This window comes from Hymenobacter armeniacus (genome assembly GCF_014699055.1).
In the GTDB taxonomy this organism is placed as follows: Bacteria; Bacteroidota; Bacteroidia; order Cytophagales; family Hymenobacteraceae; genus Hymenobacter; species Hymenobacter armeniacus.
Genome location: NZ_JACXAC010000002.1, coordinates 963,727 through 987,566, shown reverse-complemented (window position 1 = coordinate 987,566; position 23,840 = coordinate 963,727). Strand labels below are relative to the sequence as shown.

The following is a 23,840-nucleotide window of genomic DNA, read 5'->3' as shown; positions in this document are numbered from 1 at the left end:
ACGCTCAGCATGACCGTTCTAGCTATTAACAGACCTAAACAAATGCCCACCGAATCCATCCACCTCAAAGGCATCACCTGGAACCACAGCCGCGGCTTCGTGCCAATGGCCGCCACCGCCCAGCGCTTTTCGGAGCTTAATCCCAATGTGCACATCAGTTGGGAGAAACGCTCCCTGCAACAGTTTGCCGATGAGTCGATTCAGCAGCTGGCCGAGCGGTTCGATTTGCTGGTGATTGACCATCCCTGGGCCGGTTTCGCGGCCCGCACCGGCTCCATTTTGCCTTTGGATGAGTACTTGCCGGCCGATTTCCTGGCCGACCAGCAGGCCAACACCGTGGGCCATTCCTTCGAGAGCTACTCTTTCAACGACCACCAGTGGGCCCTGCCCATCGACGCGGCCACGCCCGTGGCCGCCAGCCGCCCCGACCTGCTGGCCCAGCACGGCCTGGCCCTGCCTGAAACCTTCGCCGACCTGCTGGCCCTGGCCGACCGCGGCCTGGTGGCCTTCTCGCTCATTCCCATCGACACGCTGATGAGCTTCTACATGTTCTGCTGCTCGCTGGGCGAAGACCCGTGCCAGCGCGAGGACGAGGTGGTGAGCGAAGCCGTGGGCATCCAGGCGCTCCAGTTGTTCCGCGAACTAGCCAGCAAAGTAGACCCGGCCTGCTTCCACCGCAACCCCATCCAAACCTACGAGGCCATGACGCAGACCGACGCGCTGGCCTACTGCCCCTTCGCCTACGGCTACTCCAACTACGCCCGCCGTGGCTACGCCCGCCGCCTGCTGCACTTCCACGACATGGTCAGCCTCACACCCGGCGCCCCCCGCCTGCGCAGCACCCTGGGCGGCACCGGCCTGGCCATTTCGGTCAAGTGCGCCGAGGTCGAAACCGCCGTGCGCTACGCCGAATTCGTGGCCTCGCCCGCCTGCCAGCAAACGTTGTATTTCGACAACGGCGGGCAGCCGGGCCACCTCACGGCCTGGCAGGATGAGCATGTCAACGCCCAGTCCAGCAACTACTTCACCGATACGCTCCCGGCTTTGCAGCGGGCGTTTCTGCGGCCACGCTACCACGGCCACATGTTCTTCCAGGACCACGCCGGCGAACCCGTGCGCCAGTACCTGATGAACGGCGACGACGAGCGGGCGCTGCTGGGTAAGCTGAACGAATTATATGTGAAATCCAGAACAATGTAGCGTGGACTCTGCGAGTCCGCGCCACGAGCGCAGCGAGTAGCTCGCGCTCGGTTCGTCATAACGTCCATACTCGCTACGCTCGTGGCGCGGACTCGCAGAGTCCACGCTACATCAATCCGCAACCCATGTCCCTCCCCTTATCCGGCCTTTTAATTATCGAGTTCAGCCAGTTTCTGGCCGCGCCTTCCGCGGGCCTACGGCTGGCCGACCTGGGCGCGCGCGTCATCAAAATTGAGCGGCCGGGCACCGGCGAGGCGGGCCGGCAGATTGCCATCAAAAACCTGTTTGTGGAAGGCAGCAGCCTGGTTTTTCACACCATCAACCGCAACAAGGAATCCTACGCGGCCGACCTGAAAAACCCGGACGATTTGGCGAAAGTGAAGCAGCTGCTGACCCGGGCCGACATCATGACCCACAACTTCCGGCCGGGCATCATGGAGAAAATCGGCCTCGACTACGACGCCGTGCGGGCCCTCAACCCGCGCATCGTGTACGGCGTGGTGACGGGCTACGGCCCCACCGGCCCCTGGGCCGCCAAGCCGGGGCAGGATTTGCTGATTCAATCCATGTCGGGTCTCACGTATTTGTCGGGCACGAAGGACGACGGACCGACGCCTTTCGGCATCGCCGTGGCCGACATCATTTGCGGCTCCCATTTCGCGCAGGGGCTGCTGGCGGCCGTGCTCAAGCGCGGCGAAACCGGCCAGAGCGTGCTGGTCGAAGTAAGCCTGCTCGAATCGGTGCTCGACATGCAGTTTGAGCTGCTGACCACCCACCTGAACGACGGCGGTCAGCTGCCCCAGCGCGGCGCGGCGCGCGGCACCGCCCACGCCTACCTCAGCGCGCCCTACGGCATCTACCAAACCCAGGACGGCCACCTGGCCCTCGCCATGGGCAATCTGGATAAGCTCGATACCACCCTGGAAACGGGCATCCTGGCCGACTACCCCACCGCCGGCTCCTGGTTCGACGGCCGCGACGACATCGCTGCCCGCCTCGCGGCCGCCCTCCGCGAAAAACCGACCGCCGCCTGGATAGCCACGCTGGAGCCGCTGGGCATCTGGTGCGCCGAGGTGCTGAACTACCAGCAGGCCACCGCCAGCCCTGGTTATCAGGCGCTGGGCATGCAGCAGCTTGTGACTTTGACTGATGGCCGGCAGTTACCAACCACGCGTTGCCCCATCCGCATTGATGGCGAGAAGCTGTATTCGGCCAAGGCCGCGCCAAAGCCGGGACAGGATACCGAGACCATTAACGAGGAGTTTGGCTTGAACGATTCCCGTTTAGAACCAACGCATAACGCCATGAAGCCGACCACCAACCCTTCAGGAACCCACTTCAATAAACCCCTTGAGAGCCTGCTGGTAGTCGATTTCAGTCAGTTCCTCTCCGGCCCTTCGGCCGCCCTGCGCCTGGCCGACCTCGGCGCGCGCGTCATCAAAATTGAGCGGCCCAAGACGGGCGACATCTGCCGGCACCTCTACACCTCGAACGTCATCATGAACGGCGAGTCGTCGGTGTTTCACGCCATCAACCGCAACAAGGAAAGCTTCGCGGCCGACCTCAAAAACGCCGCCGACCGTGAGCAAGTATGGGAACTGGTGCGCCGCGCCGACGTGGTGATGCACAACTACCGCCCCGGCGTGATGGAGCGCCTGGGCTTCGACTACGCCAGCGTGAAAGTGCAGAACCGCAACGTGGTATACGGCGAAATATCCGGCTACGGCCCCGAAGGCCCCTGGCGCGACAAGCCCGGCCAGGACCTGCTGCTGCAATCCGTATCGGGCCTGACCTGGCTGAGCGGCAACGCCGACGCCGGCCCCGTGCCCATGGGCCTGTCCATCGTGGACATGCTGGCCGGCGCGCACCTGGCGCAGGGCCTGCTGGCCTGCCTGGTGCGCCGGGGCCGCAGCGGCGAGGGCGGCCTGGTGCAGGTGAGCATGCTGGAATCGGCCTTCGATTTTCAGTTCGAAACCCTCACCACTTTCTTCAACGATGGCGGCGCGCTGCCCGAGCGCACCCGGCACAACAACGCCCACGCCTACCTCGGCGCGCCCTACGGCATCTACCAGACCAGCAACGGTTTCCTGGCCCTGGCCATGGGCTCGATTCCGAAGTTGGGCCAGCTGCTGAACTGCCCCGCACTGCTGGCCTACTCCGAACCTGCCCAGGCTTTCACCCAGCGCGACGCCATAAAAGCCACGCTCGCCGAGCACCTGCGCACCGACACGACCGAAGTCTGGCTGGCCATCCTGGAGCCCGCCGACATCTGGTGCGCCAACGTGCTGACCTGGGATAAGCTGCTGGCGCACGAGGGCTTCGCGGCGCTGAACATGGTACAGGAAGTGACGATGGCCGACGGCTACGCCTACCGCACCACCCGCTGCCCCATCCGCCTCGATGGCGAGCTGCTCACCTCATCCAAAGGCTCCCCGCAGCTGGGCCAGGACAACGCGGCCCTGCTGCGCGAAATCATTGACATTCAACCCACTCGCCATGACGCCTGAGTTGCCTCCGTTTCGGATTGCCGTGCGCCAGTTTGGCCCTTTCGAAAGCACCATGGCGAAGCTGTGGGTTAACTTTTGCGAGGAAACCGGCTGCGAACTAGCCGTTGAAATGGTGCCGATGGATTTGCACCAGCTCTACGCCAGCCTGCTCACCAATAAGGGCCTGCAGAATGGCCGCTGGGACGTGGCCCACATCAACACCGACTGGCTGCCCGAAGCCGCCAGCACCGGTGCCCTCGAAGACCTGACGCCCTACATCCGGCAAAATCCCCCAATGGATTTTCCCGCAGGTTGGAGTCCTTCGCTGCTCGGGATGCAGCAGGTTGGCGATGCCGTGATGGGCCTGCCATTTCATGATGGGCCAGAGTGCCTGATTTATCGCAAAGACCTGTTTGAGAGCCCGCAGGAGCAAGCCCGGTTTCGGGAATTACACGGCCGGCCGCTGCAAGTGCCAGAATCTTGGGAGGACTTCCAGACGGTTGCCCGCTTCTTCCAACGGCCGGCCGACAACCTGTTCGGCTTCGTCGCTGCCGGCTTCCCTGATGGCCACAATACGGTGTTCGATTTCTGCCTGCACCTCTGGACGCGCGGCGGCCAGTTGGTGGATGCTCAGGGCCGCGTTTGCATCGACAGCGCCGCGGCGGCTGAAGGCCTCGCGTTCTACCGCCAGCTGCTGCGCGACCAGGCGGCCGTGCACCCACACACCATGCAGTATGAGTCGGTGGCAGCGGGCCAGGCATTTGCGCGGGGCGAAGCGGTCATGATGGTGAACTGGTTCGGCTTTGCGGCCGTGTGCGACGTGGACGCCGCCTGCCCGGTGCGCGGCCGGGTCGACATTGCCCGCATCCCCCACGGCGCAGGTGGGCAGTCGGCTTCCCTGAACGTGTACTGGCTCTACACTATTGGGGCGGGCAGCCGGCACAAGGCCGTAGCGTATGAGTTTCTGCGCTACACCACGCGCCCCGAAAACGACAAGCTGCTGACCTTGGAAGGCGGCATCGGCTGCCGCCTCTCCACCTGGCACGACGCCGAAATCAACGCGCTGGTGCCCTACTACCACAAGCTGGAAATGCTGCACCAGCAGGCCCAAAGTCTCCCGCCCGAAGCCAACTGGGCGCAGATTGCCGGCATCATCGACGAGGTGGTGCTACAAGCCATCAACACCGATGCGCCTGTGGCCGAGTTGCTCGCCGCCGGTCAACAGAAAATTAACGCACTCGACCATGTTTAAGCTGGAAAACACCGAGATTCCCTACCTGCCCGTGCTGCCCCAGCGGCCGCTGCCCATCGTCATCATCGGGGCGGGCGGCATCGTGAACGACGCGCATTTGCCGGCCTACCGCAAGGCCGGTTTTGAGGTGGTGGGCATCACGAACCGCACCCGCGCCCGCGCCGAGAAGCTGGCCGCGGAGTGGGGCATCCCGCAGGTGTACGACTCGGTAGCCGAGGCCGTGGCCCACGCGCCCACCGATGCCGTGTACGACATCACCATCATGCCCGAGCAGTTTGTGGAAACGCTGGAGCAACTGCCCGACGGCGCGGGCGTCTTGATTCAGAAGCCGATGGGCGATTACTTCTGGCAAAGCCAAGAAATCTTGGAAGTCTGCCGCGGCAAAAACCTGGTGGCCGCCATCAACTGCCAGCTGCGGTTTGCACCCTATGTGGCCGCCACCCGCGAGATGCTGCGCCACGGCCTCATCGGCGAGCTGTATGACATGGAAGTGCGCGTGACGCTGGAAACTCCCTGGGAGCTGTTCCCGCACGTGATGGTGCACCCGCGCCTCGAAATTCAGTACCACAGCATCCATTACATCGACCTGATTCGCAGCTTCCTGGGCGAGCCCAACCGCGTACTGGCCAAGACGCTCAAGCACCCGGCCAAGGCGCTGTCGTCATCGCGCTCCACTATTTTATTCGACTACGGCGAGACGATGCACGCCGTCATCAACACCAACCACGACCACTCCTTCGGCCCCGAAAACCAGGAGAGCTTCATCAAGTGGGAAGGCACGAAAGGCGCCATCAAAGCCCGCATGGGCCTGCTGATGAACTACCCCCACGGCGTACCCGACAAGTTCGAATACTGCCTGGTGCGCGAGGGCGAAGCACCGGTCTGGCACACGGTGGCGCTGGAAGGCTCGTGGTTTCCGGATGCCTTCATGGGCACGATGGGCAGTTTGATGCGCTTCAAAAACGGAGAAACCGACGTGCTGCCGACCAGCGTGGAAGACGTGATAAAAACAATGGCCGTGGTGGAAGCGGCCTACGCATCGAGCGACGGAAAACAGTAGCTTGGACGCTGCGAGTCCGAGCGCGAGCGCAGCGAGCATCTGCGCCAGATTCGATTATTCATTCGCGGACGCCAGATGCTCGCTGCGCTCGCGCTCGGACTCGCAGCGTCCAAGCTACATTCTTCTTATGTATTTCAAATCGACCTTTTTCGAAGACTACACCATCGGCGAAAAGCGTGTGACCTTGGGCCGCACCATCACCGAAACCGACTTTGTGGTGCACGCCGGGCACACCGGCGACTTCTTCCCCCACCACCTCGACGCGGAGTGGTGCAAAACTCAGCCTTTTGGCCAGCGCATCGCGCACGGCACCATGATTTTCAGCATCGGCATCGGCCTCACCGCTTCCGAAATAAATCCCGAGGCCTTCTCCAAAGGCTACGACCGGCTGCGCTTCGTCAAGCCCGTTTTCATCGGCAGCACCATCCATTCGGAAGTCACGATTTCGGCCAAGGAAGAAGGCAAAAAGCCGGGCTACGGCACCGTGACCGAGCACGTGGAAGTCATCAACGAGCACGGCGAAGTGGTGCTGGCCTGCGACCATCTGCTGGTGGTGAAACTGCGCGCCTAACTCCTTGAATTAAATCTCTAAAATCCCACCCAATGGCCCTTGCTCCTGCTTCAATTCCGCCACCGGTCGCCACTGGCGGCCCCGTTAGTGCCCGCACTTATCTGCTGCCATTTAGCCTGGTGGTGGGCGTGTTTTTTCTGTGGGGCATGGCGCACAGCCTGGATTCGATTCTGATTCCGCACCTCCAGAAAGCCTGCCAGCTCAACAACCTGCAGTCTACCCTGGTGGATACGTCTGTGTTTCTGGCCTACTTCCTGATGGCCATTCCGGCGGGAATTCTGCTCAAGCGGCTGGGCTACAAATTCACGATTATTCTGGGGCTGCTGGCCTTCGCGGGCGGGGCCTTCCTGTTTGTGCCCGCCGCCGATGCACGCTCCTACGGCCTGTTCCTGACCGCGCTGTTCATCATCGGCTGCGGCCTGACCACGCTCGAAACCGCCGCCAACCCCTACGCCGCCGTGCTCGGCCCGCCCGAATCGGCAACGAGCCGGCTGAACCTGGCGGCCTCGTTTAACGGACTGGCGGTTTTCGTGGCCCCCATCATTGGCGCCAACCTGATTTTGTCGGGCAAAGAATACTCGAAGGCCCAGCTGGCCGCCATGCCCGATGCCATCCGCAGCACCTACCTCAACCACGAAGCCGCAGCCGTGAAGCTGCCCTACATCGTGCTGGGCGGCGTGCTGGTGGCCGTGGCGGTGCTGTTCTTTTTCAGCAAGCTGCCCGAGGTGCGGGCCGCCGAAGCCGAGCCGTCGGAAGGTGGCGGCTTCTTCGCGGTGCTGAAACACCGGCACCTCACCTGGGCCGTGGTGGCGCAGTTTTTCTACGTGGGGGCGCAGGTATGCGTCACGAGCTTCTTCATCCGAATGGCCAAGCAAGGCGCGGGGGTTGATGAGAAAACGGCCGGCTACTACCTGGCCGTGTACGGGCTGCTGTTTATGGTGGGGCGCTTCATTGGCACCGCCTTGCTGAAGTACATCGCCTCGCAGAAGCTGCTGTCGATTTATGCCGTGGTCGCCATGGCGCTGTGCGCGGTGGCCGTGTTCGGCGACGGGGCCTACGTCATCTATGCCCTGGGCGGACTGGGCTTTTTTATGAGCATTATGTTCCCCACCATCTTCGCCCTGGGCATTGCCGGCCTCGGCGACGACACCAAGCCCGGCTCTTCCTGGCTGGTGATGTCCATCGTGGGCGGCGCCATCATGCCGCCGCTCATGGGCACCCTCATCGACCTGCGCGGCGATAACATCCAGATTGGCTACCTCATACCGATGGTTTGCTACCTGGTGATTCTGCTGTTCGGCATGTATGGCTACCGGGTGAAGGGGCGGCTGGTGTAGCTCGTCTGCACAAACCAGCCCGTCATGCTGAGCGCAGTCGAAGCATCTCTACCGCGCAACTAACTCCTGACGTTCGCAACGAAGCGGTAGAGATGCTTCGACTGCGCTCAGCATGACCGCCTAAAGATTCAAATTCAACACGCATTCATGAACCCACGCTTGCTCCCCAAGGCTCTCCTGCTGCTCGCGCTGCCGACGCTCGGCATGCTGCCAGCACCCGTGTGCGCCCAGCAAGCACCCGAACTGGAATCCGTTTTCAAGAATCCGCCCGAGGCGGCGCGGCCGTGGGTATTTTGGTACTGGATGAATGGAGCCGTGACCCCGGCCGCCATCACTGCTGACTTGGAAGCCATGAAGGAGGCTGGCATCGGCGGGGCGTATCTGATGCCGATAAAGGATGTGGAGAACCCGCCAGCCATCTCGCCGCCGGCCCGGCAGCTGTCGCCGCAGTGGTGGGCCATGGTGAAGCATTCCATGCAGGAAGCCGACCGGCTGGGCCTGAAACTGGCCATGCACGTGAGCGACGGCTTCGCGCTAGCCGGCGGACCGTGGATTACGCCGGAGCTGTCGATGCAGCACGTGGTATCGGCCCAAACGCAGGTGACGGGCGGCAAAAAGCTGAGCCTGACGCTGCCCCGGCCGCCCGCGGTGCAGGGCTTCTACCGCGACATTGCCGTGTACGCCTACCCTACGCCCACGGGCAGCAGCGCTTCAACGGCTACTATTAAGCCGGTTATTACCAGCAGCCTTACCGGCGAAAACCTGGAGCTACTGGCGACGCCCGGCAACAAAAAAGGCTTCAAAACCAGCGAGCCGGGCTGGATTCAGTATGCCTTCGACCAACCGTTTATCTGCCGTAGCCTGCGCATCCGCTCCAACGGCTATAACTACCAGGCCAACCGCCTGCTGGTATCCGTGAGCGACGACGGCCGCAGCTTTCGGCCTCTCACGCGCCTGCAACCGCCCCGCAGCGGCTGGCAGGACAGCAGCGCCGTGACCCACGCGCTGCCCGCCACCACAGCCCGGTTTTTCCGCTTCTTGTACGACCCCACCGACTCAGAGCCGGGCGCGGAGGACCTCGACGCGGCGAAGTGGAAGCAGAGCCTGAAAGTGTCGGAAATCCAGCTTTCGGCCGAGGCGCGCATTCACCAGTTCGAGGGCAAAAACGGCGACGTGTGGCGCATGAGTCAGCGCACTACGTCCGCCCAACTGCCCGACGCGCAGTGCGTGCCGCTGGGCAAAGTCATCAACCTCACCGACAAGCTCGACGCCAACGGCCGCCTGACCTGGGCCGCACCGCCCGGCCGCTGGACCATCCTGCGCATGGGCCACACCAGCACCGGCCAAATCAACACCACCGGCGGCGGCGGGCGCGGGCTGGAATGCGACAAGTTCAACCCCGCTGCCGTGAGTTTGCAGTTTGACAAGTGGTTTGGCGAGGCCGTGCGGCAGGGTGGGCCGGAACTGGCGGCGCGGGTGCTCAAAGTCTTCCACGTTGATAGCTGGGAGTGCGGCTCACAGAACTGGTCGGCCAACTTTCCGGCCGAGTTCCGGACGCGGCGCGGCTACGATTTGTTGCCCTACCTGCCGGTGCTGGCGGGCGTGCCCCTGCAAAGCGCCGACGTGTCGGAGCGCGTGCTGTTCGATGTGCGCCAGACCATTGCGGAGCTGGTGAACGACAAATTCTACGTGACGCTGAAGGACCTGGCCCACGCCAAGGGCTGCACGTTTTCGGCCGAGGCCATCGCGCCCACCATGGTGAGCGACGGCCTGCTGCACTACCAGCACGCCGACGTGCCGATGGGCGAATTCTGGCTCCGCAGCCCCACCCACGACAAACCCAACGACATGCTCGACGCCGTGTCGGGCGCCCACATCTACGGCAAAAACATCGTGCAGGCCGAAGCCTTCACCGAGCTAAAACTGGCCTGGGACGAGCACCCCGGCATGCTCAAAGCCTTGCAGGACCGCAACTACGCGCTGGGCATCAACCGCCTGGTGTACCACGTATTCGTGCACAACCCCTGGCTCGACCGCCAGCCGGGCATGACGCTGAGCGGCATCGGCCTGTTCTTCCAGCGCGACCAAACCTGGTGGAAACCCGGCCGCGCCTGGGTCGACTACGCCCGCCGCTGCCAGGCGCTGCTGCAGCTCGGCCGCCCGGTGGTGGATGTGGCCGTGTTCACGGGCGAGGAAACCCCGCGCCGGGCCATTCTGCCCAATCATTTAGTGAATGACCTGCCCGGCATTTTCGGGCCGCAAGTCGTGGCCGCCGAGCAAAAGCGCCTCGCCAACGCGGGCCTGCCTATGCGCGAGCAGCCCGAGAAAGTCTCCGCCTCGGCCAACATGGAAACGGCCGATATGCTGGTGGACCCGCTGCACGGCTACCAGTACGATTCCTTCAACAAGGACGCGCTACTGCGCCTGGCGAAGGTGGAAAACGGCCGCATCGTGCTGCCGGGCGGGGCCAGCTACGGCCTGCTGGTGGTGCCGGGGGCATTGAAAATGAGTCCTGACAGCACCGCTATGTCGCCCGAAGTAGCGCAGCGACTGCGGGAGCTGGTGCAGGCCGGGGCTACGGTTTTGCTCAACCGCCAGCCCAGCCACTCGCCGGAGTTGCGCGGTTTTCCGGATGCTGACAAGACGGTTCGGCAACTGACGGCGGCGCTGAATCAGGCTGATAATTCGCAGGCTTCGGTAGCTGCTACGGCAACTGGTGAAGCGTCCGTTTCGGCCGCCAAGGGCCGGGTGTTGCGTGGGCCTTACCAAGCCGATTCTTTTGATGCGCTGGGCCTGACGCGCGACGTGATGGCCCACACCGCCAAGGGCCAGCGCGCCAACGGCATCGCCTGGACGCACCGTACCAATGCGCAGTTTGACATCTATTTCATCTCCAATCAGCTCGATTCGGCCCGCACCATTGAGTTGAGTCTGCGCGTGGCCGGGCGGCAGCCGGAGCTATGGGACGCGGTGACGGGCGAAACCCGCCCGGCTACCGATTGGAAACTCGAAAACGGTCGCACCCTGCTACCAATTCGCCTGGACCGCAACGGCTCCGTTTTCGTGGTATTTCGGGCGCCGGCCGCGCAGCCAGGCGCCCACGCCGGCCCCAACTGGCGTGAGGTGCAGCCCGTGCAAACGCTCACCGGCGCGTGGCAAGTCCGTTTCGACACGAAGGCAGGCGGGCCAGCCGAGCCCGTCCTCTTCTCCCAACTGACCGATTGGAGCAAAAACGCTGACGCCAGAATCAGCCATTATTCCGGCACCGCCGAATACCGTCAGTCCTTCAAGTGGAAGCCCGCGAAAGGCCCGCAGCAACGCGTTTTCCTCGACTTGGGACAAGTCGACAACCTCGCCGAAGTGCAGCTCAACGGCCAGCCCGTCGGCATTGCCTGGACGGCTCCCTACCGCCTCGACATCACCGAAGCCGTGAAAAAAGGCGCCAACCAGCTCAGCATTCGCGTCACCAACACCTGGGCCAACCGCCTCATCGGCGACCAAGCCCTGCCCGCCGACCAGCGCCAGACGTGGACGCCCGCGCCGTCGCCGGCCACCGGCAAGCCGCTGCTGCCGGCCGGACTTCTGGGACCGGTGATGCTCAGTGTCAGTAAACAAGCCATTCCCACCATTACGAAATAGCTTTATGAACGTGCAACTTAAGAAACTTCGCTTCGGCCTGTTGGCGGTGGCAGCAGCGACCGGCCAGCCCGCTTTTGCTCAGCAAAAGGCCCTCGTCAACACCTCCGCCAGCGCCCACGCCAAGCTCAGCAGCGTGGATATGGGCAGCGTGCAGTGGACCAACGGCTTCTGGGCCGAGCGCTTCGACGTGTGCCAGAAGTCGATGATTCCGACCATGTGGGCGCTCTACCATTCCGACCGCAACCACGCCTACAAGAACTTTGAGATTGCCGCCGGGCTGGAGCAAGGCGCGCACAAGGGCCCGCCCTTCCACGACGGCGACTTCTTCAAATTGCTGGAAGCGCTGTCGGCCACCTATGCGGTAAACCACGACCCCAAGCTGGACCAGCAGCTTGACGAAGCCATTGCCTTGATTGTGAAGGTGCAGCGGCCCGATGGATACCTGAGCACCCAAAGCACCATTGCGGAGCTGAACACCCCCGGGCAGAAGGCGGCATTCAAGAACCGGCTGAATTTTGAAACCTACAACCTCGGCCACCTCATGACGGCCGGCTGCGTGCACTACCGCGCCACGGGCAAAACCACGCTGCTGAACGCGGCGAAGAAAGCCACTGATTACCTGTACAATTTCTACAAAACGGCCTCGCCCGAGCTGGCGCGCAACGCCATCTGCCCGGCGCACTACATGGGCGTAGTGGAAATGTACCGCACCACCCGCGACCCGCGCTACCTGGAGCTGGCCGAGAGCCTCATCAACATCCGCGGGCTGGCGGCCGACATCGGCACCGACGACAACCAGGACCGCCTGCCGTTCCGCCAGATGCAGAAGGCCGGCGGCCACGCCGTGCGGGCCAACTACCTCTTTGCCGGCGCGGCCGACGTGTACGCCGAAACCGGCGACGCCACCCTGCTCACGACCCTCAACAAAATGTGGGACGACGTGACCCAGCACAAAATGTACGTCACCGGTGCCTGCGGGGCCCTTTACGACGGCGTGTCGCCCGACGGCACGGCCTACAAGCCCGACACGGTGCAGAAAATCCACCAGGCCTACGGGCGCGACTACCAGCTGCCCAACCTCACAGCCCACGGCGAAACCTGCGCCAACATCGGCAACGTGCTTTGGAACTGGCGGATGCTGCAAATCACGGGCGACGCCAAGTACGCCGACGTGATGGAAACGGCGCTCTACAACAGCGTGTTATCCGGCATCAGCCTCGATGGGCAACGCTTCCTCTACACCAACCCGCTGGCCTATTCCGCCGACCTGCCGTTTTCGCAGCGCTGGTCGAAGGAGCGGGTCGACTACATCAGCCTCTCCAACTGCTGCCCGCCCAACGTGGTGCGCACCATCGCGGAGGTAAATAACTACATGTATAACACGTCGGACAAAGGCCTGTGGCTGAACCTCTACGGCGGCAATAACTTAAACACCAAGCTCAAAGACGGCTCGCCTCTCAAGCTGACGCAGGAAACGAATTACCCCTGGGATGGCAGCGTAAAAGTGACCCTGCAAACCGCCCCGAAGAAGCCGTTTTCAATGTTTTTCCGGGTGCCCGGCTGGAGCGAAGGCGCGGCGCTGCTCGTGAACGGCCAGCCCGTGGCCGCCACCCTAACGCCCGGCCAATACGCCGAAATCAACCGCCGCTGGAAGGCCGGCGACAAGGTGGAGCTGCAGCTCCCGATGCCCGCGCAGCTGCTGGAAGCCAACGCCCTGGTCGAGGAAACCCGCAACCAGGTGGCCGTGCGGCGCGGCCCGGTGGTCTACTGCCTCGAAGCCCGTGACCTGCCCGTCGGCAAGCCCCTCAGCGGCCTGATTGTGAATGCCAACACCGTTTTCACGCCCCGCCACGCCACCATCGCCGGCTCCGACGTGGTGTGGCTGGAAGGCCAGACCGCCTTCGCCGATAACTCGGCCTGGAAAGGCCAGCTCTACCATCCCCTTTCCCGGGAAAAGCCCGCCACCGTGCCGTTTAAGCTGATTCCGTACTACGCCTGGGGCAACCGGGGCAGCAACGACATGGAGGTGTGGCTGCCAGTGAGCCGGTAATTTTCAGAACGATGTAGAGACGCGACACTTCGCGTCTCGGCGTCCACGCCGTCGTGCCGATTCCGCCCAACGCCGAGACGCGAAGTGTCGCGTCTCTACAATCAATCTGCTAACTCGAAGAATGAAAACCCAGTCCCTTTTTCTCTTCTGTCTCACGCTGTTTTTCCCGCTGCTGAGCCACGCCCAGCTGCGCCTGGCCTCGCTCTTCACCGACAACATGGTGATGCAACAACAGGCCGAGTGCGCCGTGTGGGGCTGGGCCAAAGCCGGCAGCACCATCACCGTGAACCCGAGCTGGGGCAAGCAGAAGTACACCGCCCAGGCCGACGCGGCCGGCAAGTGGCGGCTAAAGGTGAAGACGCTGGCCGCTAGCAGCACGTCTTACGAGTTAACCATCAGCGGCGACGGCCCGGCCATGAAGCTGAAAAACGTATTAGTGGGCGAAGTCTGGCTTTGCGGTGGGCAGTCGAACATGGAGATGCCGATGAAGGGCTTCAAAGGCCAGCCGGTGCTGGGCTCGAACGAGGGCATTCTGCACTCGCGCAACGACCAGCTGCGTCTCTACACCGTGCCCCGCTCGTCCGTCACGGAGCCGCAGGACAACAGCAAGCCGTCGCCCTGGCGCGTGGCCGAGCCCGAGGCCGTGAGCAATTTCAGCGCCACGGCCTACTACTTCGGACGCCTGTTGCAGGAGCAGCTGCGCGTGCCCGTGGGGCTGCTGCATTGCAGCTACAGCGGCTCTTTCATCGAGGCCTGGATGGACGCCGAGAACCTGCGGCAGTTTACCGGGGTGAAGATTCCGGCCAAGGGCGACACTATCAAACTGCAAAGCCGCACGGCCACCACGCTCTACAACGGCATGCTGCATCCCATTGAGGGATACGGCATTAAAGGCGCAATCTGGTACCAGGGCGAATCGAATTACGACCGGCCCGATGAGTACGCGCAGTTGTTTGCCGCCATGGTGAAGCAGTGGCGCACGAAGTGGGGCATGGGCGACTTTCCCTTCTACTACGCCCAAATTGCGCCCTTCGACTACACCCGCACCTCCAAAAACAAGGGAGGCAAGTACAACTCCGCCTTCCTGCGCGACGCCCAGCGCAAGCTGCAGGACCAGGTGCCCAACACCGGTATGGCCGTGCTGCTCGACGTGGGCGAGGAAACCAGCATCCACCCCATGCGCAAGGAGCCCGGCGGCACCCGTCTGGCCCTGCTGGCCCTGGCCCAGACCTACGGCCTGAAAGGCGTTGGCGCCCTGAGCCCCACCTATGAGTCGCTGACGGTGAAGGACAACACGGTGGCGGTGCGCTTCAAGAACTCGCCGATGGGCATGACCACGTTTGGGCAGGAGCTTACCGGCTTCGAAATAGCCGGGGCTGACCAGAAGTGGTACCCGGCCAAAGCCACCATCGCAGGCAGCGTCATCAACGTTTCGGCCGATGCGGTGAAGGCGCCGGTGGCGGTGCGCTATGCGTTTAAGGACTTCACACGGGCTACTTTATTCAGCAATGAAGGGCTGCCGGTATCGTCGTTCCGGACGGATGAGTGGGAGCAATGAGCAAGGCCGCAAGCAAAGATTTGAACGTCATGCTGAGCTGGTCGAAGCATCTCAACCGTGGAGGTAAATCAATTACTCTCGCGGTAGAGATGCTTCGGCAGGCTCAGCATGACGTTCTGCCGTTTCACTCGAAACTGATGCGGCAGGTGCTTCTGCTGTTTCTTGCCATTCTCCCCTGCTTCGCCCACGCCCAAACCGAGCTAGCCACCAACAACATCACCTGGACCACGCCCAGCCGCAACGCCGGCGAATCGATGCCCTGCGGCGGCGGCGACATCGGCCTGAACGTGTGGGCTGAGAATGGCAACGTGCTATTCTACATCGCCCGTAGCGGCACGTTTGATGAGAATAACTCGCTGTTGAAACTCGGCCGCGTGCGCCTGCACCTCACGCCTAACCCGTTCGAGAAAGGCACCTTCAAGCAGCAGCTAACCTTGCAATCTGGCGATGTGACACTGACGGGCACCGGGGGCAAAACAACGGCACAGGTGCACATTTGGGTCGATGTTTTTAACCCCGTGGTGCACGTTGAAATCAGCAGCACTGCCAAGCTCTCTGCCGAAGCCACTTACGAAAGCTGGCGCTTCGCCGACCGCACGCTGAAGGGCAAGGAAAACAACCAGAATTCCTACAAATGGGCCCCGCAGGGCGAGGTCAAAACCCGCCGCGACAGCATCAGTTTCCGCAGCCAGGGCATCGAATTTTTCCATCAGAACCAGTCCCAAACCGTGTTTGACGTGGCAGTAAAGCAGCAGGGGTTGGCGGGCATTAAAGACCGGCTCTACAACCCGCTCAACCAGCTGATTTTTGGCGGCGCAATGCAGGGCTCGAACATGCGACCGGCCGGCACCACCACCGGCCAATACCTCAACACGACCTACCACGGCCGGAAGCTCAAAAGCCGCGCCCCGAGCCGCACGCACGCTTTAGTGGTGGCGCTGCACACGGCCACGGCGCCCAGCGCGCAGCAGTGGCAACAAGGGCTGCAACAGACGCTAACCGCCGCCCGGCAAAACCCTAAAGCCGCCCGCCAGCGCACGGTGGCCTGGTGGCGCGACTACTGGCAGCGCAGCTTCATCTACATTCAGCCGGATAAAGCCTTGGGGAACACCCCGGAATGGCAGGCGGCCCGCAACTACCAGCTCATGCGCTACCTGCTGGGCTGCAATGCCTTCGGCCAGTGGCCCACCAAGTTCAACGGCGGCCTGTTCACCTACGACCCGGTGCTGACGGACTCCACGCTCAAGTTCACGCCTGATTTCCGCAATTGGGGCGGCGGCACCCACACCGCCCAAAACCAGCGTCTCGTGTACTGGCCCATGCTGAAAAGCGGCGACGCGGCACTGATGAAGCCGCAGTTTGATTTTTACCTGCGCCTGCTGCGCAACGCCGAATTGCGCAGCCAAACCTACTGGCAGCACCCCGGCGCCTGCTTCACCGAGCAGCTCGAAAATTTCGGCCTGCCCAACCCCGCCGAATACAACTGGAAGCGCCCCGCCGACTTCGACAAGGGCCTGGAATACAACGCCTGGCTGGAATATGAGTGGGACACGGTGCTGGAATTCTGCCTGATGATGCTGGAAACCGAGCGCTACGCCGGCCACGACGTGGCCGCCTACCTGCCCTTCGTGGAAAGCTGCCTCACCTTCTTCGACGAGCATTACCAGTACTTGGCCCGGCAGCGCGGCGCCAGGGCGCTCGACGGCGCCGGCCATTTGGTGCTCTACCCCGGCTCGGGGGCCGAGACGTACAAGATGGCCTACAATTCTGCCGCCTCCATTGCGGGGCTGCGCACGGTGCTCACGCGCTTGCTGGAGTTGCCGCCGGCCTACGGCACTGCCGCCCAACGTCAGAAATGGAGCGCCATGCTGGGCCGCATCCCAGCCATCAGCTTCCGCGAAATCGGCGGTCACACCCTGTTGGCCCCGGCCAAATCCTGGGAGCGCCTCAACAACACGGAGAGCCCGCAGCTCTACCCGGTTTTTCCGTGGGGCGTCTACGGTGTGGGCAAACCCGGCCTCGACACGGCCCGCAACACGTACTTATACGATGCGGACGTGCAGAAATTCCGCAGCCACGTGGGCTGGAAGCAGCACAACATCTTCGCCGCCCGCCTCGGCCTCATCGCCGAAGCCGCCGAACTGACGGTGAAGAAGCTGCAGGATTCCGGCCGCCGCTTTCCGGCCTTCTGGGGCCCCGGCTACGACTGGGCCCCCGACCACAACTGGGGCGGCTCGGGCATGATTGGCCTGCAGGAAATGCTGCTGCAAACCGACGGGCGAAAGATTATTCTGCTGCCCGCCTGGCCCAGGAATTGGGACGTGCATTTCAAGCTGCACGCGCCTTACCAAACGACGGTGGAGGCCGTAGTAAAGGATGGGAAAGTGCAGGTGCTGAAGGTGTGGCCGGAGGCACGGCGGGCGGATGTGGTGATGTAGAACGTCATGTAGAGACGCGACACTTCGCGTCTCCACGTTGAACGATTGGAACCGCGCGGCATAAATAACATCCGCGACGATTGAGACGCGAAGTGTCGCGTCTCTACAGCCCTAATGCCCGTTGAACACCACGTACAGCCCCACCATCACCACGGCCAGCGCGGCCCACAGCAGCTGCACCCGCCGTGTGGGACGGGCCAGCACCCCGTAGTCCACCGCCTGGCGCCGTGCCTGGCCAGCCGGGTCGGTGAGGGAGAGCAGCACGGCCGCCACAAACAGCACGGCGAAAATGAGGAACGACAGCACCAGGTAGTGCGGCCAGAAGCTGTATTTCGCCGAAGGCAGCACCCACAGATACACCACGCCCACCCCCAGGCTGAACGCCGAACCCAAGGACAAAATCCCGTTCACCGCGCGCTGCGTGGTGCGCCGCCAAAACACCGATAGCAGGAACACCACCGCCAGCGACGGCGCGATGAAGCCGAGCACGGCCTGGAAAATATCGAACAGATTCAGGCCCTTTACGCTGTCGATGGCCAGCGCCACCAGCACGGCAAAGCCGCAGCCGACGAGGATGGTGACGCGGCCCACCGACTTGATTTGCTGGTTGCTGGCGTGGGGGTTGATGTTGCGGGCGTACACATCCATCGTAAACACGGTGCTCAGCGAGTTGAGCGACGAGCTGATGGTGCCCACCAGCACGGCAATGAGCACCACGATGACAAGGCCTTTCATGCCCTCTGGAAAAAGGCTGGTAACCATGGTCATGTAGGCCTCGCTGGGGTCTTTGAGGTGCGGGAATAGAATGAAGCACAAAATGCCGGTGCCGATGAACAGCGGCAGCGACAGGATTTTCAGCCAGCCGATGAAATTCACGCCCAGCTGGCCCTGTTCCAGGTTTTTGGCCCCGAGCACCGACTGCACCATGGCCTGGTCGGTGCAGAAAAATGCTACCGCCGACACCGGGTAGCCCAGCAGGATGGCATACCACGGGTACTTGGGGTCGGAAGCCGGATGCAGCAGGTTCCAGTAATGACCGGGCACGCTGTGGTACACTTTGCTCAGTCCGCCCACTTTCAGCACGCCAATGACGGTGAGCGTGAGCGACACTGCGATGAGCAAAATCATCTGAAAAACGTTGACCTTGGCAATGGCCTTGAGGCCGCCCACGAAGGCGAAAAACCCCGCAAACAGCACCAGCACAATCACCGACTGCCACATGGGAATTCCCAGAATTTGCCGCACCAGAAAGCCGCCCGCAAACAGGCCCAGCGACAGCCACGAAATCAGGATTTTAATCAGCGCGTACCAGGCCAGAATGTTCTGCGTGGAATCGCCGTATTGCCGGCCCATAAAGCCAGGCATGGTGCTCACGTTGGCCGCCAGGTAGCGCGGCGCAAACACCACCGCCAGCAGAAACAAAAACACGAAAGCGTACCACTCAAAATTCACCGCCACGATGCCCGTGCTGTACCCGATGCTGGCAAAAGCCAGCAGCATCGACGGCCCCACATTCGTGCCCCACATATTGAACCCGATGCTGGCCCAGCCCAACGATTTATTGGCCAGAAAGATGGATTCATCGGGCTTGTTGCGCTGTGAGGCGCTGGCCCGAAAGCCGATGACCACGAGGATGACGACATAGGCCACGACAATGGCGTAGTCCCAGGCAGTGAGATGGCCGAGTAGGTTGTTGCCCATGCGGGTAAGGGTGGGTTTGGGGTGGGAATGATTTAAGAGCAGCCTCACGCGGGTCACCTCACCCCCGGCCCCTCTCCCGCGGAGAGGGGAGCCGGACGAAGCAGACGTTCGCGCCGCCGTGGCTCCCCTCTCCGCGGGAGAGGGGCCGGGGGTGAGGTAAAGACGTCAGAGCGAAACGCCGTGCTCCGCCAGCAAGTCGCGCACTTTCACCGGCTGGCCGGTGCTCAGCGAGCGGTCCATGGCCTGCAGCAGCGCGATGGTACCGATGCCCTCTTTCAGGTCCGGGTAAGCTGTGAAATTCTGCTCGATGGAATCGGCGAAATACTCCAGGTAATTCTGGTATTCGCCGGCGTGGTGGCTCTTGCCCTCGAAGCGGAAATAGTGCTTCAGCTTGTGCTCCCAAGTGAAGATTTTTTCCTCGCCAGTTTTGTCGGTGATGGCGTAGCGCAGGTCCATGTAGTCGCCTTGGCTGGCGCCCTCGGTGCCGCGCAGGATGCAGCTCATCTCCGAATCGCGGGTCACGGGCTGCACGGGGCCGGTGTAGCAGCCGCTCACGCGGGCCACGCGGCCATCGGTGCTTTTGAAGATGAAGTGCATGGTGTCCTGGTGCTTGAGGCCGCCTTTGGCGCCGTTGCTGCTGAGCATGCCGTAGCCCATCACCTCCTCAATGTTGGGCAGGTACCAGCGAATAAAATCTACCGGGTGGCTGAGGCCGCCGTAGAGCCATTTGAAGGCGTTTTCCAAGGACCAGCCTTTCTCCAGAAACCAGCGGTGGTCGGCGTGGTAGTAGGCTTCGATGGTGATGAGCTCGCCAATCAGTCCGGCTTCGTAGTCGGCGCGCTGGCGCTTCATGGGCTCGAAAAACCGGGAGCTTTGGCCCACGAAAAGCTTTTTGCCCGAGGTGCGGCTCAGCTCCAGCAGCTCGTTGGCCTTGCTGAGGTCGTCGATAAACGGCTTGGTGCAGACGACGTGCTTGCCGGCCCGTAGGGCCTGGGCCACGTGCTCGGCGTGCAGGTGGTCGGGGGTGTAGATGGCCACGGCGTCGATTTCCGGGTCATCGAGCAGGTCCTGGTACTGCGTGGTGTAGTGCGGGAAGTTGAATTCTTCGGCGCGGTGGCGGCACAGGTCTTCGTTGCGGTCGCAGATGGTTTTGAGCGTCCATTTCGGGCTGTTCAGGGCGGCCGACATGGTGCTGCGGCCTTCGCCGAGGCCCAGAATTCCTAAGGTGAGCATTTTGGGGGTAAGTAGGAGTTTTGAGTTGTCAATAGAATCCAAACCTGGCCGTCATGCTGAGCGCAGTCGAAGCATCTCTACCGGGCAAGTAATTTCTGATGCTCGCAACGAAGCGGTAGAGATGCTTCGACTGCGCTCAGCATGACGGGTGTTTTTATTTCTTTAGCAGCACTTGTTGCTTCAGTGCCACTGCGGGTTTCAGAAACACCCACACCTCGCCCGGTTTGGTACCGGGCAGGCCTTCCTGGTACTGCTTCATCAGCGCGTTCCAGTCGTTCACGCGCGGGTTATTCAGCGAAGTTTTCGGGTTCAATTCATCTAGGCTGGCACCGTGCGGAATGCTGATAACCAGCATCAGCTGCCGCCCCTGCCGAAACACCAGCAGCTGCTGGAAGCTGGCCCGGCAGAAGCCCTGCGCCACTTCCGGCCACTGCTGAAACTGGGTGGCGTGGTGGTTCAGGTACTCCTGCTGCTTTTTCGAATCTTTGACCAGATTCGCCGTCAGGATGATGTTGTCCCATTGCTTGGCGGTGGTTTTATCGGTGCAGTGCTGACGGTCAAATTTGTAAAAGGGCACGGCATAGAGCTTCACCTCACTGCCAGTGTAAACGGCGGCCAGATTCTTCTGCAGCGCCTGAATGCTCGCAGTTTTGCCGTAGGCAATGAGGTGGTTTTGCCAGCGGTATATGCCTGAGGTCGGCACCTTATATTTCCGACAAAGCGCCACCAAATTGCGGGCTGAGACCGGTGCTTTTCCGGGACCGATAATTTCAATCACCGACATCTTTTCACCGGCTTGCGCGAAGGCGGAAATGGCCAGCAACAGCAGCAAAAGCAGTACTAAAAAGCGGCTGCTTCGGCGGATTCTGGCCCGATGTAGAGACGCATCCTTGCGTCTCGTCGTTGAACGGAATCGACCAAACAGCGCGGACAACGAGACGCAACGATGCGTCGCTACATCTACCAGGTTTTCAGGCGAAATGCTCATTTGCTCACGGCCTGATAACTCACCACGTACTCGCGCCCTTTCTCCAGCGTCAGCTCATATTCCCCGCTGCCTTTCGACACGATTTTACCGCCTTTGCAGCTCGGTTTCGACTTGCTTTTGAAACGCAGCGTGCCAGTGCCGCTGGCGCCTTTCACCTTGAGCTGCTTGGGGCTAGCGGCCACCGTAATGTCGCCCTGCGGGGTGGGCACGGTGCCTTCCATCCACTGCAGGCCGCCGAGGTTGGGCACGATTTCGTAGGTGGCGTAGCCGGGAGTGAGCGGTTTTACGCCGAGGTAGTACTTACCGAGCAGGTAAATCGGGCTGGCGCCCCAGGCGTGGCACAAGCTCTTGCCGAAGGGCCGGCCGTACATGGCCAGGTGCTCGGTGCCTTTTTTGGTGGGGTCGTACTCCTCCCAAAACGAGGTAGCGCCTTCGTTCAGCATCCCGCCCCAGTACGACTTCATTTCTTTGAGCACGTACGGCTGCTCACCCATCGCGCACAGGGCTTCCAGCTCGTAGAAGCGCATGTAGGGCGTCGTGATTTTGGGTACCTGCGGGTTCAGCAGCACCGATTTTTTCACCTGCTGCTCCTGCGCGGGGCTTAGGTAGTCGAAGAAGATGGCAAACATGTTGGCGTAGCGCGTCACGTTGTCGGTGGGCTGGCCGTTCCCGCGGCTGTGCACCAGCGCGCCCTTGCCGGCATTCCAGTAGGTGGCGAAGATTTTGGCCTTGAGGTCGGTGGCCAGCTGCTGGTATTTCTGCGCGCCGGCCTGGTCGCCCACCAGATTCGCGCACAAGGCCATGCTTTCGAGGCTGCGGCAAAGCAGCAACTGCTCGAAGCTCACTTCGCCCTTCTTGCTCAGCCCGTCGGCCCAGTCGATAAATACCCAGTCGCCGGCTAGGCCTTCCATCAGGCCGTCCTTGTTGCGGCGGCCGAGGCAGTAGTCCATCAGGCTTTGCATGCGCGGATACAGTTGCTGCACCTGCGCCTTGTCGCCCGTATACTGGTAGGCATCGTACACGCTGATGAACCAGTAGAAACTGTAGTCCATGATGGTGTTGATGTGGCTGGTCACCGGGTCTTTGCCGCGCAGGGCAAACTGTGTGCGGTTCACCGTCGGCGTGTCGAAGTAGAGGTAGTAGTTCATCAAATAGCTCTGGTAGGCGTCGCCCGACCACACCCACCGGTCGCGCTTGATGCCATCGATGAAAAACTCCCGCGTGTTGAGGTGCATGGTGTAGGCCGCCACGTCCCAGATTTTATTCAACTGGTCATCGGAACAGCGGAATTTGCCCCGCTCCGCCACCGGCGCATACTCGTAGAGCAGCGACACCGAATCGAGACTCACACCCGCCTCCGGCCGGATGTTCACGTAGCGAAACGCCTTCGATAAGCTCGTCACCGTGTCGCCTTTCTGCGGCTGGTCCACGGCCAGGAATTCCAGCGTTTCGCAGGTTTCAGTGGCCAACGCTTCCTCCTTCGACTCGCCAAAATACACCGCCACCTGTCCTTTGCCTTTCAAGCCATGCAGCTTGATGTAGCCGAAGGTTTCGCGCCCAAAATCGACCACCATTCCCTGCGGCGTACGCTCCACCCGGGCCGCCCGGCGCGCCTCCGTCGGCAGCTTGAAAGCCGAGGGCAGCGACTCGGGCGCATCGAAGTTCCAGGCGCCCGCTTGCAGCCAGGTCGTGCCCGACTGGTCCGAGGTTTTGCCCGAGGCATCAATCCATTCCTTGTCCTCGTAGGTAACCAGCCACGAGGCATCGGAAGCAATGGTTTTGCCGCGCACGAACACGGCCGGCGGTGTGGCCTGGTTGTATACCTTGATGTTGATGCGGTGCTTGCCGGCCGGCACGGTCAGGCGCGTGGGCGCGCCCAACGGCTTGCCATCGAGCTTCACGTTGTACTGGCCCTCGGCGCGCAGCTCCACTTCTTCGGGCTGCGCGAGGTCGAAGTCCTTGTGGAAATCGATGAGGACGTAGTGGCTGTCCATCCGCCAGAACACCGGGAAGAACGTGCCGCGCTCGGTGCGCCGGTTCTGCATCTGGTTGCCCAGCCAGATTTCGTAGTCGCCGGGGTACCAAATCCAGGTGGCTTTAGGGGCGGCGGTTTGGGCTTGGGCGGAAGCTGCTAGCAGAAACAGGAGCAACGCAGTTGCCACTCGTTGCAAGTATGGTTTTATCATCAGGTGGGTTGATGTGTTTTTTGGTAGTGTGTTGTGCCGAGCGCAGCGAAGCATCTCGCTCGCTTCGTTGGGATACCATTGATTACTGCGGCACGCGAAACGCTTCGCTGCGCTCTGCATGACGTTCTTTCATTCTTTTAT

The 23,840-nt window shown here is 62.1% G+C and carries 14 protein-coding genes; 10 read left to right on the top strand and 4 right to left on the bottom strand.

Annotation, left to right across the window (positions count from 1 at the left end):
- Positions 1-42 precede the first annotated feature (42 nt).
- The 10 genes from IC234_RS08405 to IC234_RS08355 all read left to right on the top strand — a co-directional run bounded on the left by IC234_RS08405 (position 43) and on the right by IC234_RS08355 (position 17,591).
- Positions 43-1,200, top strand: a complete 1,158-nt coding sequence (locus tag IC234_RS08405; RefSeq protein ID WP_190923393.1) for an ABC transporter substrate-binding protein — start codon at positions 43-45, stop codon at positions 1,198-1,200.
- 125 nt (positions 1,201-1,325) lie between these two features.
- Positions 1,326-3,707 (top strand): CaiB/BaiF CoA transferase family protein, encoded by a 2,382-nt coding sequence (locus tag IC234_RS21755; RefSeq protein ID WP_223827539.1) that lies wholly within the window; start codon positions 1,326-1,328, stop codon positions 3,705-3,707.
- Entirely contained in the window at positions 3,697-4,938 is a 1,242-nt protein-coding gene (locus IC234_RS08390; RefSeq protein ID WP_190923392.1) for an extracellular solute-binding protein, read from the top strand. Before IC234_RS21755 ends, IC234_RS08390 begins: the two co-directional genes overlap by 11 nt.
- Positions 4,931-5,998: a Gfo/Idh/MocA family protein gene (locus tag IC234_RS08385; protein WP_190923391.1), complete on the top strand. Its 1,068-nt coding sequence runs from the start codon at positions 4,931-4,933 to the stop codon at positions 5,996-5,998. Before IC234_RS08390 ends, IC234_RS08385 begins: the two co-directional genes overlap by 8 nt.
- A 127-nt stretch (positions 5,999-6,125) precedes the next feature.
- Complete coding sequence (locus IC234_RS08380; RefSeq protein ID WP_190923390.1) at positions 6,126-6,569, top strand: MaoC/PaaZ C-terminal domain-containing protein; 444 nt, start codon at positions 6,126-6,128, stop codon at positions 6,567-6,569.
- 32 nt (positions 6,570-6,601) lie between these two features.
- Positions 6,602-7,906 carry an L-fucose:H+ symporter permease gene (gene fucP, locus IC234_RS08375; protein ID WP_190923389.1) on the top strand — a complete coding sequence of 435 codons (1,305 nt, stop codon included), beginning with the start codon at positions 6,602-6,604 and terminating at the stop codon, positions 7,904-7,906.
- Positions 7,907-8,053: 147 nt separating this feature from the next.
- The gene (locus IC234_RS08370) at positions 8,054-11,545 is read left to right on the top strand and encodes a glycosyl hydrolase (protein WP_223827538.1); all 3,492 of its coding nucleotides are present in this window, start codon (positions 8,054-8,056) and stop codon (positions 11,543-11,545) included.
- 4 nt (positions 11,546-11,549) lie between these two features.
- Positions 11,550-13,595, top strand: a complete 2,046-nt coding sequence (locus IC234_RS08365) for an aceric acid hydrolase (protein WP_190923388.1) — start codon at positions 11,550-11,552, stop codon at positions 13,593-13,595.
- 121 nt (positions 13,596-13,716) lie between these two features.
- Positions 13,717-15,153, top strand: a complete 1,437-nt coding sequence (locus tag IC234_RS08360; RefSeq protein ID WP_190923387.1) for a sialate O-acetylesterase — start codon at positions 13,717-13,719, stop codon at positions 15,151-15,153.
- Positions 15,154-15,290: 137 nt separating this feature from the next.
- Positions 15,291-17,591: a DUF5703 domain-containing protein gene (locus IC234_RS08355; protein ID WP_190923386.1), complete on the top strand. Its 2,301-nt coding sequence runs from the start codon at positions 15,291-15,293 to the stop codon at positions 17,589-17,591.
- 111 nt (positions 17,592-17,702) lie between these two features.
- Here the strand turns inward: IC234_RS08355 and IC234_RS08350 are convergent, their stop codons facing one another.
- From IC234_RS08350 to IC234_RS08335, 4 genes are all read right to left on the bottom strand, one after another.
- Complete coding sequence (locus tag IC234_RS08350; protein ID WP_190923385.1) at positions 17,703-19,292, bottom strand: sodium:solute symporter family transporter; 1,590 nt, start codon at positions 19,290-19,292, stop codon at positions 17,703-17,705.
- Positions 19,293-19,457: 165 nt separating this feature from the next.
- Positions 19,458-20,525, bottom strand: a complete 1,068-nt coding sequence (locus IC234_RS08345) for a Gfo/Idh/MocA family protein (RefSeq protein ID WP_190923384.1) — start codon at positions 20,523-20,525, stop codon at positions 19,458-19,460.
- 154 nt (positions 20,526-20,679) lie between these two features.
- Positions 20,680-21,513: an L-rhamnose mutarotase gene (locus IC234_RS08340; protein WP_190923383.1), complete on the bottom strand. Its 834-nt coding sequence runs from the start codon at positions 21,511-21,513 to the stop codon at positions 20,680-20,682.
- The gene (locus IC234_RS08335; RefSeq protein ID WP_317173343.1) at positions 21,510-23,675 is read right to left on the bottom strand and encodes an alpha-L-rhamnosidase-related protein; all 2,166 of its coding nucleotides are present in this window, start codon (positions 23,673-23,675) and stop codon (positions 21,510-21,512) included. Before IC234_RS08335 ends, IC234_RS08340 begins: the two co-directional genes overlap by 4 nt.
- Positions 23,676-23,840 lie beyond the last annotated feature (165 nt).